Source organism: Streptomyces sp. NPDC007917, assembly GCF_042959105.1.
Classification (GTDB): domain Bacteria; phylum Actinomycetota; class Actinomycetes; order Streptomycetales; family Streptomycetaceae; genus Streptomyces.
Genome location: NZ_JBIBKK010000014.1, coordinates 125,265 through 139,590 on the forward strand (window position 1 = coordinate 125,265; position 14,326 = coordinate 139,590).

The window sequence follows — 14,326 nt, forward strand, 5'->3', positions numbered from 1 at the left end:
GTACGCACCACAGGACTTGGAGACCGGACATGACCGAGCACACCCTCACGGTGGCCGGGGTCGCCGTCGACACGCGGCACTGGATCGGCGGCGAGCGCGTCGCCTCCACCGAAACGTTCACCGATGTCTCGCCGATCGACGGCAGCCTTCTGGGGGAGATCTCCCGGGGCACCGCCATGGAGGCCGCGGCCGCGGTGGCCGCGGCGAAGGCCGCCTTCCCCGCCTGGGCCGCCACCCCCCGCGCCGAACGCGCCCGCATCCTGCACGCCGTGGCCGACGGCGTCGAGAAACGGCTGGAAGAGCTCGCCATCGTCGAGACCACCGACAACGGCGCCCTGCTCCGCTCCCACCGCCGGGGCGTCATGCCCCGCGTCGCCCACAACTTCCGCTTCTTCGCGGACTGGCTGCTGAAGCTGGGGCACGAGGACTTCGAGACGCGCGGGCACACCAACCACGTCAGCTGGGACCCCGCGGGCCCCAGCGTTCTGATCACCCCCTGGAACGCCCCCCTGATGCTGGCCACGTGGAAAGTCGCCCCCGCTCTCGCCGCAGGCAACACGGTCATCCTCAAGCCCGCCGAGTGGACCCCGCTGACCGCCTCCCTGCTGGCCGACATCGCCGCCGAAGCCGGGCTGCCGGCCGGGGTGCTGAACGTCGTGCAGGGGTACGGCTCGGAGATCGGTGACGCCCTGACCTCGCACCCTGACGTGCGGCGGATCAGCTTCACCGGTTCGGTGCCGACGGCGAAGCGGATCTCGGCCTCGGCTGCCGCGAACCTGACCCCGCTCAGCCTCGAACTCGGCGGGAAGTCCCCCCTGTTGGTGTTCGCCGACGCCGACCTGGACCTCGCGGTCGACCTGGCGGTGGAGCAGTACGACAACGCCGGGCAGGTGTGCCTGGCCGCAACGCGCTTCCTGGTCCAGGAGTCGGTCGCCGAGGAGTTCACCCGCCGCTTCGTCGAGAAGGCCGGGCAGCTCACCCAGGGCGACCCGCGTGACGAGGCCACCGACATCGGCCCGAACATCCACCCGCGCCAGCTGGAGAAGATCGACGGGTTCGTGCAGCGGGCGATCGCGGCCGGGGCACGCGCGGTCATCGGCGGCCACCGCAAGGACGGCCAGTACTACGCGCCGACCCTGCTCACGGACGTCGCCCAGGACTCGGAGATCGTGCAGGAGGAGGTCTTCGGACCGGTCCTGACACTGCAGACCTTCGCCACCGAGGACGAGGCCGTCCGCCTCGCCAACGACACCCGCTTCGGGCTGGCCGCCACGCTCGCCACCGGTGACCCGGAGCGCGCCGAACGCGTCACCGCCCAGCTGGTCGCCGGCACGGTCTGGACCAACTGCTTCTTCGTCCGCGACCTGCAGGCGCCCTTCGGCGGCTCCCGCCACTCCGGCGTCGGCCGTGAGGGCGGCACCTGGAGCTTCGACTTCTACTGCGACGTGAAGAACACCGTGACCGCGCCGAACGGTTGGAGGAACCATGGGTGAGATCGTCGGGGCGGGCCTGCTCGCCCACGTCCCCACCATCGTGCTTCCGCAGGAGACCCGGCTGGAGCTCAACGCGGGCAAGGAGATCACCCTCGTCACCGGCCTGCACCAGCTCCGCAAGGACGTCTTCGAGCGCGACGACTACGACACCGTCGTCGTCCTGGACTCCCACTGGGCCACGACGGTTGAATTCGTCGTCACCGCCCAGCAGCGCAGGGCCGGCCTCTTCACCTCCGAGGAGCTGCCGCGCGGCATGTGCCGGATGCCGTACGACTTCCCGGGTGACCAGGAACTCGCCCACAACATCGAGAAGTTCGCCGACAAGCACGGCACCTGGATCACCGCGATCGGCGACGAGTACCTACCGATCTACTACGCCACCATCAACCTCTGGAAGTTCCTCGGCGAGGGGCTGCCCGACAAGCGGTGGGTGACCATCGGGGTCTGCCAGACCGGCGACATGGAGGACCACCTGCGCCTCGGCCGCGCCCTGGCCGACGGCATCGCCGCCACCCCGGGGCGGCGCGTGCTGCTCATCGCCTCCGGTGCGCTGTCGCACACCTTCTGGCCGCTGCGCGAGCTGCGCGACCACGAGTCGAGCGACCCGGTGCACATCTTCACGCCCGAGGCGCGCGAGGCCGACCAGGAGCGGATCGCCTGGTTCAAGGAGGGCCGCCACGACAAGGTCCTCGACACCATGGACGCCTTCTGGAAGTTCAAGCCGGAGGCGAAGTTCTTCCACTACCTGATGATGGCCGGCGCCCTCGGCGAGCAGGCGTGCGTCGCCCGGGCCCGCCAGTACGGGGAGTACGAGAACTCCATCGGCACCGGTCAGGTCCACCTCTGGTTCGACCGCCCGGCCGACGGCTGGACCGGCGCCGGCCTGCCCTCCCCGCGCACCCCTCACAGCCGTATCTAGAAAGGCCCGCCATGCCCGAATACCGCCGCATCCTGCTGGACGGCGCCGCCGTCCAGGCCACCGTCGACGGCGACGAACTGGTCGCCGGGGACGGCCGCCGCGTCAAGATCGAGGACGCGCAGCACCTGCCGCCGGTCGTGCCGTCCAAAGTGATCGCCGTCCACCTCAACCACCGCAGCCGCGTCCACGAGTTCCGGATCGACCTGCCCGACACTCCCACGTACTTCCACAAGCCGACCTCCTCCCTCAACTCCCACAAGGGCGCCATCATCCGCCCCGAGGGCTGCAAGTGGCTCAACTACGAGGGCGAGGTCGCCATCGTCATCGGGAAGACCGCGCGGAACATCTCCCAGGCCGAGGCGGGGGAGTACATCGCCGGTTACACGATCGCCAACGACTACGGCCTGCACGACTTCCGCGACACCGACGCCGGGTCCATGCTCCGCGTGAAGGGCTCCGACACCCTCTGCCCGCTCGGCCCCGGTCTCGTCACCGACTGGGACTTCCACGGCAAGAGCCTGCGCACCTACGTCAACGGCGAGGTGGTGCAGGACGGTTCGACCGACGAGATGAAGTGGGACATGCACTACCTCGTCGCCGACATCGCCCGCACCATCACCCTCTACCCCGGTGACGTCCTGCTCTCCGGCACCCCCGCCAACTCCCGGCCCGTCCAGCCGGGGGATGTGGTCGAGGTGGAGGTGGAGGGGCTCGGCCGGCTGGCGAACCGCATCGTGACCGGCCCGACCCCGGTCCGTACCGACGTCGGCGCCCAGCCCACCGAGTCCGAGGAGGTCCTGTCCACCGCGCTCGGCGGCGACTGGGAGTTCCGCGGCATCCGCCCGCCCAGGCGCTGACTGACGCCCATGAACGGCGCCGCACCGGGCCTGCCGACCGAGGCGGCCGGTGCGGCCGCCCGCCCAGGTAGAGTCGCCCCCATGACCGAGTCCACCGACGCCCCCAAGAGCCGGCCCTCACGCAAGCGCCTGCACTACGGCGAGGGCCGAGAAGCCCTGCTGAACGCCGCCGTCCGTGTGGTGGCGCGGGGCGGCCTGCGCAGGCTCACCTACCGGGCCGTCGCGGAGGAGGCCGGGGTCACCCACGGCCTCGTGGTGCACCACTTCGGTTCGCGCGATGCCCTGATCGAGGAGACCCTCGCCCACACCATCCGCACCTCGCTGAGCACCAGTGCGCTCGAACCGGGCACCGGCAGGGTCGCGGACTTCTCGGCGGGGCTGTCGGAGATGGTCACGGCGGATCCGGACATCCAGGCGTTCCAGTACGAGCTGCTGCTGGAATCGCGCCGCCGCCCGGAGCTGCTGCCCCAGATCCGCGCACTGTACGACGAGTACTTCGACGCCACTCAGCGCGAACTGACCCGCATGCTGCCCGCCGGCGCGGACAAGGCACTGACCCGGCTGGTCTTCGCCGCGCTCGACGGCCTCGTACTGCACCAGCTCGTCCTCGGTGAGCCCGAGGTCACGGATGCCGCACTGGAAGAGCTGCGCTCCTTGCTGAGGCTCCTCGACGCAGGCGGTGACACTGCTCGCGACCGTACCGCCGGGGACGGCTGACAACCCCTGTGACCTGCTTGTTCCAAGGCTCCGGACGTTCCGCGTCCGGAGCCTTTCGCTGTTCGGCGCCATGATCTCGTTTGATTCCGTACGAGTAAAGAGTTGGTTACGGCCGCCGGAAGCATTGACGCAGCTTTCCAGATGGATAATTCTCGCCTGCATGGCAGGGACCGTCCGCGGCCGCCATGCACCCTAGGAGATCCCCATGACCATCGAGGCTCCCGCAGCCGAGCTGCTTCCGTTCCGCGATCCCGGCTACCGGGCGGACCCCGCTCCGTACTACGCCCGGCTCCGTGCGGAGGCGCCCGTCTGCCGGCATCCGATCGGCGTGTACGTGGTGTCCCGCTACGAGGACGTCGCGAAGCTGATCCGCAACCCCACCCTCAGTGTCCGCAAGCTCGATTTCGGTGTGGCCGATCCATTGCACGACACGGTGCTCGGCCAGGACGCCCCCGACCACACCCGGCTGCGCCGCATCACCAACCGCTGGTTCACGCCCAAGGCGGTCGAGGAGTGGTCCAAGGTGATGCAGGCGTCCGTGGACGCCGTGCTCGATAAGGCGGTTGAGGCGGGCGGCAGGCTCGACGCGGTGGACGACCTCGCCCTGCGCTCCACGTTCGAAACCATCTGTCACATCTTCGGTGTCGAGCCCACGAAGATGCTGGAGATCCAGAAGGCCACCTATGACATCGGCGTCAGCCTCGGGCCAGGGTCCGACGAGGACGACTGGCGGGTCACCGGCGAAGCCTTCGAGTGGTACGAGCAGCACAACCGCGCCCTGATCGCCCACAAGCGCGCCCACCCCGGCAGCGGACTGATCGACCACTTCCTCGCCGAGCAGGACGCGGGGAACATGACCGAGAACGAGGTCATCTTCTCGATCCTGCTCTTCTTCGCCGTCGGTCACCTGGACATCAAGCACCTCATCGTGCAGGGCATCCGGCACATGGCCGAACACCCCGAGTACATCGGGATCTACCGCGACCAGCCGGAAATCCGGCCCGGCTTCATCAACGAGGTGCTGCGCATCGAGACCCCCGAGCAGATGGTCTCGCGCCTCACCACCCAGGAAACGGTCATCGGCGACACGACCGTGCCCGCCGGCGAGGTCCTCGTCCTGCTCATCGGCTCCGCCAACCGCGACCCGGAAGCCTTCCCCGACCCGGACCGTTTCGACCACAACCGTCCGGCCGCCGCGAGCCAGCACCTGGCCTTCGGCTCAGGCCAGCACGGCTGCGCGGGGCAGGTGCTCGCCCGTGCACAGGCCGACGTCGTCTTCACCGCGCTGGTCAACCGCTTCAGCACGATCGAACTCGCCGGTGAGCCCACCTTCACCCACACCGAGTTCCTGCGCAGCATCGCCCACCTGCCGATCCGGCTGCGCTGACCGCACGTCGGCCGTTCCTCCCCCCAGCACACAGCACAGCACCACACCAGGAGCCATCATGCGCGTCGAAGTCGACCTCAAGAAGTGCCAGGACCACGGTCAGTGCGTCTACGCCGCCCCCGACCTCTTCGCCCTGGACGAGCAGGGACGCCTGTCCCTGCGGAACGAGGCCACCGAGCTGTACACGGCGGAGGTGGACGCGGCGCACATCGACGAGGTGCAGGAAGCCGCGGACGTCTGTCCGCTGCAGGCCATCATCGTCCACGAGTAGCCGGGCATCGACAGGTCACCGATGACCGCCGGGTTGCCAGGTTGCTGTGTCGAGGTCGTCGACACGGCTGTCTGGCCGTCTCGCCGCCGAAGGGTGACGCGGCGGACTTTTGCTCCGTCCTGGCGCAGCGACCGCGGCGGCCCTCGGGCGGGCGCCCGAGGGCCCGGCCGGGTGGCCCCGCCGGGTCCCGTGGGGATGTCCTCCCGGGCGGGAGCGGTGGCGGAAAATCATCGCCCAACCCCTTGTCGTATGGATAGTTTCGCCTCACTATGAGGCAACTCGTTTGGCTTAAAACGACTCTCGTTCCCCCTCCCCAGGCAGGTGATCCGCGTGGACAGTCAAACGGTCCAGAGAAACCAGACCGTGCAGGACGAACCCACCGCTGGCCGACTCAAGCCGAACTCCCTCGGTGTCCTCGGCATCCTCTTCTTCGTCCTCTCCGCGCAGGCGCCCCTGACCGGCATCGCCGGGGCTGTGCCCATCGCCGTCGCCATCGGCAACGGCGCGGGTACGCCCGCCGCCTATGCCGGGGCCGGCATCGTCATCCTGCTGTTCTCCGTGGGCTTCGTCGCCATGGGACGCCATGTCGTGGACGCCGGCGCCTTCTACACGTACATCGGCAAGGGGCTCGGCCGTCCGACCGGCTCCGGCAGCGCCGGTGTCGCGCTCTTCGCCTACTGCGCGGTCCAGGCGGCCATGTACGGGCTGTACGGATCGATCGTCAGCGCCCTGGTGGAGCAGTACACCGGTCTGAACGCCCCGTGGTGGGTCTGGACCCTGGTCACCATGGCGATCGTCCAGGTTCTCGGCGCGGCCGGCATCGAGATGGGGGCCAAGGTGCTGGCCGTGTTCGTCCTGGCCGAGTTCAGCATCCTGCTCGTCTTCGCCTTGGTCACCCTTTTCAAGGGCGGCGGCCCCGAGGGGCTGGGTTTCGCCGACAGCTTCTCGCCGCACGCTGCGCTCCAGGGTGCTCCAGGCGTGGCCCTGATGTTCGCCGTCGCGTCGATGTTCGGCTTCGAGGCCACCGCCATCTACGGCGAGGAGGCGCGCGAGCCCCGCAGGACAGTGCCCCGGGCCACGTACCTCTCCGTCGTCGTGATCACCGGCTTCTTCGCCTTCACCTCGTGGATGCTGGTCTCCGCCCACGGCGCCTCCCGCGCCACCGCTGAGGCCGGCAAGGCGCTGGCGAACGGTGACGCCACGGCATGGGTCTTCGCACCGATCACCGCGCAGTTCGGCGCATGGGTGGGCGACGTCCTGCCGATCCTCCTGGCGACCTCCCTCTTCGCCGGCATCCTGGCCTTCCACAACTCCGCCAACCGCTACCTCTTCTCCCTCGGCCGCGACGGCCTGCTGCCCCACGGGCTGACCGCGATCAACCGGCGTCACTCCCCGTGGGTGGCGGGCAGCGTGCAGACCGTGCTCTCCCTGCTACTCGTCATGCCCTTCGCGCTGCTGGGCAAGGACCCGGTGCTGACCCTCTTCGCGTGGTTCAGCGGGGTGGCCGTGCTGGGGATCATGCTCCTGTACTTGCTGACCTCCGTGTCGGTGGTGGTGTTCTTCCGGCGCGAGCGGCTGGACACCCGCCCCTGGAACACTCTGATCGCCCCCACTCTGGGCGCGCTCGGCATCGCCGGTGCGATCTGGCTGATCCTGGCCAACTTCACGACCCTCATCGGCGGCGACTCGACCACGGCGACCTGGCTCGAACTCGCCGTCCCGGCGGTCCTGGTCCTCGGCGTCGTCGCCGCCCGCGTGACGCGTGACCGGGCGACGGTCCAGGTCTGAGGAGGCTGCTTCTCGCGGTGTGACCGGTCCGGTTCCCGCTCTCCCGGGACCGGGCCGGCCACGTCCGGCTCCCACCCGCCCACGGAGGATTCATTGAGCACGGGATACGTGTGGCACGAGCTGTTCGGCTGGGCCGACAGCGGCAGCGGCGGGCTGTTCCCCGCCGATCCGGCCGCCGGGCTCCAGCCGATCGGCCACCATGTGGCACACGCCGACACCAAGCGGCGGCTGCACGAGCTCGTCGCCGTGTCCGGCCTGATCGGCCATCTGGAACGCGTCGAGGCACGACACGCCACGGAGGAAGAGGTACTGCGGGTCCACACCCCCGAACACGTCGGCCGACTGCGGCGTGAGAGCACCCTGCCCAAGGGCGGTGACGCCGGCGACGGCATCTCCCCCTTCGGCAAGGGCGGTTACGAGATCGCGGCGCTCGCCGCGGGCGGTGCGATCGAACTGGTCGAAGCGGTCGTCACCGGACGGGTGGACAACGGTTACGCGCTCGTCCACCCATGCGGGCATCACGCCCCGGCCCACACCGGCATGGGGTTCTGCATGCTCAACAACGTGGCGATCGCGGTCGCGCACGCCCGTGCCGCCCTGGGCGTGCGGCGGGTCGCGGTGGTCGACTGGGACGTCCACCACGGCAACGGCACCCAGTCCGTCTTCTGGGAAGAGCCCGACGTCCTGACCCTCTCCGTGCACCAGGACGGCTGCTTCCCGCCCGGCTCCGGGCATCTCACGGAACGCGGCGGGCGATCGGCGCCCGGCAGCGCGATCAACATTCCGATGCCGCCTGGTACCGGCGACTTCGGCTACCTCTACGCCTTCGAACGGGTCGTCGTACCCGCCCTGCGCGCCTTCGCCCCGGAACTCATCGTCGTCGCCTCGGGGTTCGATCCAGGCGCGATGGACCCGCTCGCGCGCCAGCTGGTGACCAGCCGCGGTTTCCGGGGCATGACCGAGCAGGTCCTCCAGGTCGCCGCCGAGGTTTGCGACGGCAGGGTGGCGATGGTGCAGGAGGGCGGCTACAGCCCCTTCTATGTGCCGTTCTGCGGACACGCCGTCATCGAGACCCTGGCCGCGGTGAAGGTGCTGGACGACGCGCTGTTCCCGGTGGTCGGCGGGATGACGGGACACGATCTCGCGCCGCACCAGAAGGCGCTGGTCGACGAGGTCGCCGCGCTGGTGCTGCCCGCATGAGACGGTCAGCCGGCCGTGCCCGCCACCCGGTCGAGGAACCCGTCGACCAGGCGGCGGGCGTTCGCGCGGGCCGTCGCCGCCAGGTCCCTTGTCCGGGTGAGCAGCTCCCCGGGGTCCACGCCGTGCTGCAGGCACTGCTCGGCGCCGCCGAGCTCCAGGTGCCGGCGCACGGTGGTGGGCGTGATCTCCGGATGGAACTGCACCCCCAGGCTCCGCCCGAGCCGGAACGCCTGGGTGCACACGGAGTTGCGGGCCACCTCCTCGGCTCCGGGTGCCAGGAGGCAGCGGTCGTAGTGCCACTGGAACCACGGGCCCGGGCCGATCAGTGCGGGATCGTCGGTGTCGACCCGGACCCAGCCGATCTCCGGGCGCGGCGACGCCTCGACCGAGCCCCCGAGCGCGGTGGTCAGCGCCTGAGCGCCGAAACAGACCCCGAGCACCGGGACACCGAGGTGGTGGGCCTTGCGCAACAGCGCCAGCTCTCCGCCGATCCAGGAACCCACGGCCGTCTCGTCGTAGACCGACCAGGGCGCGCCGAGCGACACGATCAGGTCCCAGCCGTCGGCCGCCGGGAAGTCGAAGGCCACGTCCGGCGCGTGGTGGCGATGTCCGGGTACGACGGTCACGACGTGCAGGTCGTATCCGCGCCGGGCGAGCCGGGCCCCGACCGGACCGGGATCGGTCACGTGGTCGTGCTGGATGACGAGTGCGCGCACAGTGGGCTCCCTCGACGGGTTCACGGACCCGTCGGATCGATCCGTGAACGCTTGTGACGGCTGAGCCCACACCATATCGTTTGGAATCAAATAAACTATCCGGAGGTTCCGCATGCTGGACATCACCCACGAGGAATGGCTGCGCCGGGCCAAGGCACTGGACCTGGTCGGCGCGCATCACATCGACGGTGTCGACGAGGGCGGGGGAGGGGCGACCTTCGCCGCCGTCTCCCCCCGCGACGGCCAGATGCTGACCCAGGTCGCCGACGGTGGCACGGAAGAGGTGGACGCGGCCGTGGCCGCCGCCCGCCGGGCCTTCGACTGCGGCCCCTGGCCCCGCCTCGCACCGGCCGACCGCGGCCGGATCCTGCTGCGCATCGCCGATCTGCTCGAAGAGCACCGCGAGGAATTGGCGTTGACCGTCAGCCTGGAGATGGGCAAGCCGATCACGGACGCGTACGAGATCGAGCTGCGCGCCGTCATCAACACGTTCCGCTGGTACGGGCAGCTGGCCGACAAACTCACCGACACCTCGCCCCACACCGCCCCCGATGCCCTGGCGCTGGTCACCCGGGAACCGGCCGGTGTCGTGGGCGCGGTGGTGCCGTGGAACTTCCCCCTCACGCTGGCCGGTTGGAAGGTGGCTCCGGCACTCGCGGCGGGCTGCACCGTCGTACTGAAGCCGTCGGAGAACGCCCCGCTCTCCGCCCTGCTGCTCGGCCGGCTCGCCATCGAGGCCGGCCTGCCGCCGGGTGTGCTCAACGTGGTGAGCGGCAAGGGCCCCGTCGCCGGGCGCGCCCTCGGTCTCCACCCCGACGTCGACGTCCTGGCCTTCACCGGCTCGACCGCCGTGGGCCGTCACTTCCTTCACTACGCGGCCGACTCCAACCTCAAGCGGGTCTGGCTCGAACTCGGCGGCAAGTCCCCCAACATCATCTTCCCGGATGCGCCCGACCTGGAGAAGGCCGCCGCCACCGCCGCCTGGGGCATCTTCTTCAACCAGGGCGAGATGTGCACCGCCCCCTCCCGGCTGCTGGTGCACTCCTCCATCGCCGAACAGGTCACCGACGCGATCGTGGCGCGAGCCCGGGAACTGGTCGTCGGGGACCCACTCGACCCGGCAACCGAGATGGGTGCAATGGCCGGTGAGAGCCACCTCGAACGGGTCCTCGGCCACATCGAGACCGGCCTCGAGGAAGGCGCCCGCCTGCGCGTCGGCGGCGGCCGCACCCTGGCCGGGACCGGCGGCAGTTTCCTGCGCCCCACCGTCTTCGACCACGTGCGCCCCGGCATGCGGCTGGCCCGCGAGGAGATCTTCGGTCCCGTCCTGTCCGTCCTCACCTTCGACGACCTCGACAAGGCTGTTGAACTCGCCAATGACACCGAGTACGGCCTCGCCGCGGGCCTGTGGACCTCCGACCTGTCCACCGCTCACCAGGTCGCCCGAGCGCTCAGGGCCGGAACCGTCTGGGTCAACTGCTACGAGGAGGGCGACCTGACCGTCCCCTTCGGCGGCATGAAGCAGTCCGGCAACGGCCGCGACAAGTCCGCCCACGCCATCGAGAAGTACACCGAACTGAAGACCACTTGGATCCAGCTGTGACCCGACCCCTGATCGCGATCCCCGCCCGCTTCTCCGCGACGACCTCCGCGCTGCGCTACGCCGCCGAGGTCAACGCCCGCGCGCTGATCGAGGCGGTGTGGCGGGCGGGCGGCGAACCGGCGAGCATCCACCCCGCCTCCAAAGACGTGGCCGAGCGTCTCGCTCGCTTCGACGGCGTCCTGCTCCCCGGCGGCGGAGACCTCGCCCCGCACCGCTACGGCGCAGCCGACACGCACGAGAGCGTCTACGACGTCGACGACCTCCAGGACGACTTCGACATCGAGGTCGCCCGCCAGGCCATCGACTCGGGCCTGCCGCTGCTGGCGATCTGCCGAGGACTCCAGGTTGTCAACGTCGCCCTCGGCGGCACCCTGGAGCAGGACATGGGCGGCCCGGAACGCGAGCACCGGCATGTCGTCCACCCCGTGGCGATCCAGCGTGGCACCTTGCTGGAGCAGGCCACCGGCGCGCAGAAGGTCGAGGCGTCCTGCTACCACCACCAGCGCGTCCACCGTGCCGGCGTGGGACTCGCGGTCACCGCGCGCGCGGCCGACGGCACCGTAGAGGGGCTCGAGCTCCCCGGTGTCCACGGATGGTTCACCGCTGTCCAGTGGCACCCGGAGGACACCGCCCACGAGGACCCCACCCAGCAGGGACTGTTCGATGCCCTGGTCCGGGCCGCCTACGACAGACGCTGACACCGCGATGACATTCTTCGGCAGCACCAGGCGGTCGAAGCCCCGACTGTCCCCGGAACTCGACGATGCGGCCCTGGCCGGGTGCTCAGAGGTATCGCCTCTTTGCGGGGCCCGGGCCCACAGGACCTCGCCATCGCCCGGATCGAGCAGCTCCTGCGGGACACCGGGCCCGACTGGGACCGCCGTTGCCACCGGATCTCCGTGCTCGCGCAGGCTGCTCCCGCGCCGGCCCGCGGGTGGCAGAAGCGCCGGCCGCGCGATGCGGACGCGCTGGTTCTCGCCGGGTGGGCTGAACGGGCCACGGATCCCTGGGGTGCCCTGGTGTTCTGCTGCCTCGCCGCCGAGGCGCCTCCGGGCGATCCGACGCCCTGGGTGGGCGCGCTGGCGGCGCTGCGGTCGCTGGGGCTGCCCCGTGCCGAGCTCGCACCGGTCCAGGAGGAGATCCGCGCGCGTGATCCGTGGCACCGGGAGGCGCATCTGCAGATCCTGGGCTATCTCTCCCCGGAGGAGGAGTCCGGGCGCTGGGGGCGAGCCGCTACTGGACACAACCGCACGCCGCGCGATGGGCGGATCAGGCGCTGGCCTCCTGGCTGAGCCCCGGTCACCTGCGCCAGGGCGCCGCCGTCGCCGACCTCGGGCTGCTTGCCTACTGTCTGGTCCGCGCCGGCCGCACCGGGGACGCACGCCCGGTGTTCACCGCGATCGACGGCCTGATGACGCCCTGGCGATGGGGCCACGAGGGAGAACCGCTGGAGCGCTACACCTTCTACGCCGGCCGCCTGTGATCGTGCGTACGGCTCGCCGGGCCCTGTGGGCTGGGGCAGACGGCGAGCATGCGCGCGTACTGCCTGCCTGGCGGCGATGCCGCCGGTGCCTTCCCCGCCGGCGCGCACACGGCTGCGGGGCCGAGCCCGAACAGGCTCGGCCCCGCAGCTTTCCCGTCAGGGCCGGCCGCGCTCGGCGGCTTCGACGATGTTGGTCAGCAGCATGGCCCGGGTCATCGGCCCCACCCCGCCCACCGGTGGGGCCAGGGAGCCGGCGACCTGCCCGACGTCCGGGTGGACGTCCCCGAGGATGCCCTCCACGGTCCGGGTGATGCCCACGGACAGGACCGTGGCGCCCGGCTTGATCCAGTCGGGCCCAACGAGGTGGGCCACGCCTGCCGCGGCCACGACCACGTCGGCGACCCGGGCGTGGGCCGCGGTGTCCTGGGTGGCCTCGTGGCACAGGGTGACCGTGGCGTGCTCGGTGCTTCGGGTCAGCATCAGGCCCAGCGGACGGCCCACCGTGATGCCGCAGCCGATCACGCAGAACTGTCTGCCGGTGATGGCCACCTGGTTGCGGCGGAGCAGGTCGATGATGCCGCGGGGCGTGCAGGGCAGCGGCCCGGGAATGCCGAGCACGAGGCGTCCGAGGTTCGCCGGGTGCAGCCCGTCGGCGTCCTTGGTGGGATCGACGAGCTCCAGTACGGCGTGGGTGTCGATGTGGGCCGGCAGCGGCAGCTGGACGATGAAGCCGGTGCAGGCCGGGTCCGCGTTGAGCCGGAGCACGGCGGCCTCGACGTCGGCCTGGGAGGCGGTGGCGGGCAGCTCCACCCGGATCGACGCGATGCCGACCTGGGCGCAGTCGCGGTGCTTGCCGCCGACGTAGGAGTGGCTGGCCGGGTCGTCGCCGACCAGGATGGTCCCCAGGCCCGGGGTGACACCCCCTGCCTTCAACGCCTGTACCCGGACGGTGAGTTCGGCCTTGATCTCGGCTGCCGCGGCCTTGCCGTCGAGCAGCGTCGCGGTGGTCATGGTCGTACGAACCTCTCGGGTCAGGAGAACACGACGGTGCGGGAGCCGGTCAGCACGACCCGGTCCTCGGCGTGCAGGCGCACCGCCCGCGCCAGGACGACCCGTTCGACGTCCCGGCCGATGGCGACCAGCTCCGGCGCGGTGTGCCGGTGTCCGACGCGCACGACGTCCTGCTCGATGATCGGGCCCTCGTCCAGGTCGGCGGTGACGAAGTGGGCGGTGGCGCCGATGAGTTTGACGCCCCGGTCGTGGGCCTGGTGGTACGGCTTGGCGCCCTTGAAGCCCGGCAGGAACGAGTGGTGGATGTTGATGACCCGCCCCGACAGCTTGCGGCACAGGTCGTCGGAGAGGACCTGCATGTAGCGGGCGAGGACCACGAAGTCGACCCGGTGCTCGGTGACCAGCCGCACCAGCTCGGCCTCCGCCTCCGGCTTGGTGTCGCGGGTGACAGGGAGGTGGACGAACGGGATGCCGTAGCTCTGCGCGACGGGCGCCAGATCGGGGTGGTTGGAAACGATGAGCGGGATGTCGACGGGCAGTTCGCCCAGACGCCAGCGGTAGAGGAGGTCGACCAGGCAGTGGTCGAACTTCGACACCATCAGCAGGACCCGGCGCCGCTGCTGCTCCGGCCGCAGGGACAGCACGGGGTCGAAGCGCGCCAGGCGCACAGAGAGCTCGTCCCGCAGGCTCTCGACGTCGGCCTGCGGGGTCTCCAGGAGCACTCGGATGGTGAAAGTGCCGGTGCCGGGATCGGAGAACTGGGCACTCTCCAGAATGTTGCCCTTGGCCTCGGTGATGCCACCGGACAGGGCGTGTACGATGCCCGGCTGGTCGGGGCAGCTGACGGTCAGGATGTAGCGCTGCATGGCTGCGGTGCCTTC

General features: G+C 70.5%; 14 protein-coding genes. 11 read left to right on the top strand and 3 right to left on the bottom strand.

Annotation, left to right across the window (positions count from 1 at the left end):
- Nucleotides 1-29: 29 nt before the first annotated feature.
- The 8 genes from ACFZDL_RS27190 to ACFZDL_RS27225 all read left to right on the top strand — a co-directional run bounded on the left by ACFZDL_RS27190 (nucleotide 30) and on the right by ACFZDL_RS27225 (nucleotide 8,632).
- Complete coding sequence (locus ACFZDL_RS27190) at nucleotides 30-1,493, top strand: aldehyde dehydrogenase (RefSeq protein ID WP_353593831.1); 1,464 nt, start codon at nucleotides 30-32, stop codon at nucleotides 1,491-1,493.
- Nucleotides 1,486-2,412, top strand: a complete 927-nt coding sequence (locus ACFZDL_RS27195) for a 3,4-dihydroxyphenylacetate 2,3-dioxygenase (protein ID WP_353593832.1) — start codon at nucleotides 1,486-1,488, stop codon at nucleotides 2,410-2,412. The genes ACFZDL_RS27190 and ACFZDL_RS27195 overlap by 8 nt, the downstream gene beginning before the upstream one ends.
- Nucleotides 2,413-2,423: 11 nt before the next feature.
- Nucleotides 2,424-3,269, top strand: a complete 846-nt coding sequence (locus ACFZDL_RS27200; protein ID WP_353593833.1) for a fumarylacetoacetate hydrolase family protein — start codon at nucleotides 2,424-2,426, stop codon at nucleotides 3,267-3,269.
- An 81-nt stretch (nucleotides 3,270-3,350) separates the two neighbouring features.
- A complete protein-coding gene (locus ACFZDL_RS27205) occupies nucleotides 3,351-3,986 on the top strand; it encodes a TetR family transcriptional regulator (RefSeq protein WP_353593834.1) in 636 nt (211 codons plus the stop codon).
- A gap of 205 nt (nucleotides 3,987-4,191) precedes the next feature.
- Nucleotides 4,192-5,373, top strand: a complete 1,182-nt coding sequence (locus tag ACFZDL_RS27210; protein WP_353593835.1) for a cytochrome P450 — start codon at nucleotides 4,192-4,194, stop codon at nucleotides 5,371-5,373.
- 58 nt (nucleotides 5,374-5,431) lie between these two features.
- Nucleotides 5,432-5,644, top strand: a complete 213-nt coding sequence (locus tag ACFZDL_RS27215) for a ferredoxin (protein WP_353593836.1) — start codon at nucleotides 5,432-5,434, stop codon at nucleotides 5,642-5,644.
- A gap of 330 nt (nucleotides 5,645-5,974) precedes the next feature.
- Nucleotides 5,975-7,432 carry an APC family permease gene (locus ACFZDL_RS27220; protein ID WP_353593837.1) on the top strand — a complete coding sequence of 486 codons (1,458 nt, stop codon included), beginning with the start codon at nucleotides 5,975-5,977 and terminating at the stop codon, nucleotides 7,430-7,432.
- Between the two features lie 93 nt (nucleotides 7,433-7,525).
- The gene (locus ACFZDL_RS27225) at nucleotides 7,526-8,632 is read left to right on the top strand and encodes a class II histone deacetylase (RefSeq protein WP_353593838.1); all 1,107 of its coding nucleotides are present in this window, start codon (nucleotides 7,526-7,528) and stop codon (nucleotides 8,630-8,632) included.
- 5 nt (nucleotides 8,633-8,637) lie between these two features.
- Here the strand turns inward: ACFZDL_RS27225 and ACFZDL_RS27230 are convergent, their stop codons facing one another.
- Nucleotides 8,638-9,348, bottom strand: coding sequence for a gamma-glutamyl-gamma-aminobutyrate hydrolase family protein (locus ACFZDL_RS27230; protein WP_353593839.1), 711 nt, complete (start codon nucleotides 9,346-9,348; stop codon nucleotides 8,638-8,640).
- Nucleotides 9,349-9,460: 112 nt separating this feature from the next.
- On the opposite strand from ACFZDL_RS27230, the gene ACFZDL_RS27235 reads away from it, so the two are divergent.
- The 3 genes from ACFZDL_RS27235 (at nucleotide 9,461) to ACFZDL_RS27245 (ending at nucleotide 12,243) form a co-directional block, all read left to right on the top strand.
- A complete protein-coding gene (locus ACFZDL_RS27235; RefSeq protein ID WP_353593840.1) occupies nucleotides 9,461-10,951 on the top strand; it encodes an aldehyde dehydrogenase in 1,491 nt (496 codons plus the stop codon).
- Nucleotides 10,948-11,649: a gamma-glutamyl-gamma-aminobutyrate hydrolase family protein gene (locus ACFZDL_RS27240; RefSeq protein ID WP_353593841.1), complete on the top strand. Its 702-nt coding sequence runs from the start codon at nucleotides 10,948-10,950 to the stop codon at nucleotides 11,647-11,649. The genes ACFZDL_RS27235 and ACFZDL_RS27240 overlap by 4 nt, the downstream gene beginning before the upstream one ends.
- A gap of 81 nt (nucleotides 11,650-11,730) precedes the next feature.
- On the top strand, nucleotides 11,731-12,243 hold the full coding sequence (locus tag ACFZDL_RS27245; RefSeq protein ID WP_353593842.1) for a hypothetical protein: 513 nt from the start codon (nucleotides 11,731-11,733) through the stop codon (nucleotides 12,241-12,243).
- Nucleotides 12,244-12,590: 347 nt separating this feature from the next.
- Here the strand turns inward: ACFZDL_RS27245 and ACFZDL_RS27250 are convergent, their stop codons facing one another.
- Complete coding sequence (locus tag ACFZDL_RS27250) at nucleotides 12,591-13,445, bottom strand: bifunctional methylenetetrahydrofolate dehydrogenase/methenyltetrahydrofolate cyclohydrolase (RefSeq protein WP_353593843.1); 855 nt, start codon at nucleotides 13,443-13,445, stop codon at nucleotides 12,591-12,593.
- A gap of 20 nt (nucleotides 13,446-13,465) precedes the next feature.
- A complete protein-coding gene (gene purU, locus ACFZDL_RS27255) occupies nucleotides 13,466-14,311 on the bottom strand; it encodes a formyltetrahydrofolate deformylase (protein WP_353593844.1) in 846 nt (281 codons plus the stop codon).
- Nucleotides 14,312-14,326: the final 15 nt, after the last annotated feature.

Excerpts from the sequence above, each read along its gene's own strand:
- ACFZDL_RS27190 (WP_353593831.1), top strand. The coding sequence starts at position 30 with ATGACCGAGCACACCCTCACGGTGGCCGGGGTCGCCGTCGACACGCGG.
- ACFZDL_RS27195 (WP_353593832.1), top strand. The coding sequence starts at position 1,486 with ATGGGTGAGATCGTCGGGGCGGGCCTGCTCGCCCACGTCCCCACCATC.
- ACFZDL_RS27200 (WP_353593833.1), top strand. The coding sequence starts at position 2,424 with ATGCCCGAATACCGCCGCATCCTGCTGGACGGCGCCGCCGTCCAGGCC.
- ACFZDL_RS27205 (WP_353593834.1), top strand. The coding sequence starts at position 3,351 with ATGACCGAGTCCACCGACGCCCCCAAGAGCCGGCCCTCACGCAAGCGC.
- ACFZDL_RS27210 (WP_353593835.1), top strand. The coding sequence starts at position 4,192 with ATGACCATCGAGGCTCCCGCAGCCGAGCTGCTTCCGTTCCGCGATCCC.
- ACFZDL_RS27215 (WP_353593836.1), top strand. The coding sequence starts at position 5,432 with ATGCGCGTCGAAGTCGACCTCAAGAAGTGCCAGGACCACGGTCAGTGC.
- ACFZDL_RS27235 (WP_353593840.1), top strand. The coding sequence starts at position 9,461 with ATGCTGGACATCACCCACGAGGAATGGCTGCGCCGGGCCAAGGCACTG.
- ACFZDL_RS27250 (WP_353593843.1), bottom strand. The coding sequence starts at position 13,445 with ATGACCACCGCGACGCTGCTCGACGGCAAGGCCGCGGCAGCCGAGATC.
- purU (WP_353593844.1), bottom strand. The coding sequence starts at position 14,311 with ATGCAGCGCTACATCCTGACCGTCAGCTGCCCCGACCAGCCGGGCATC.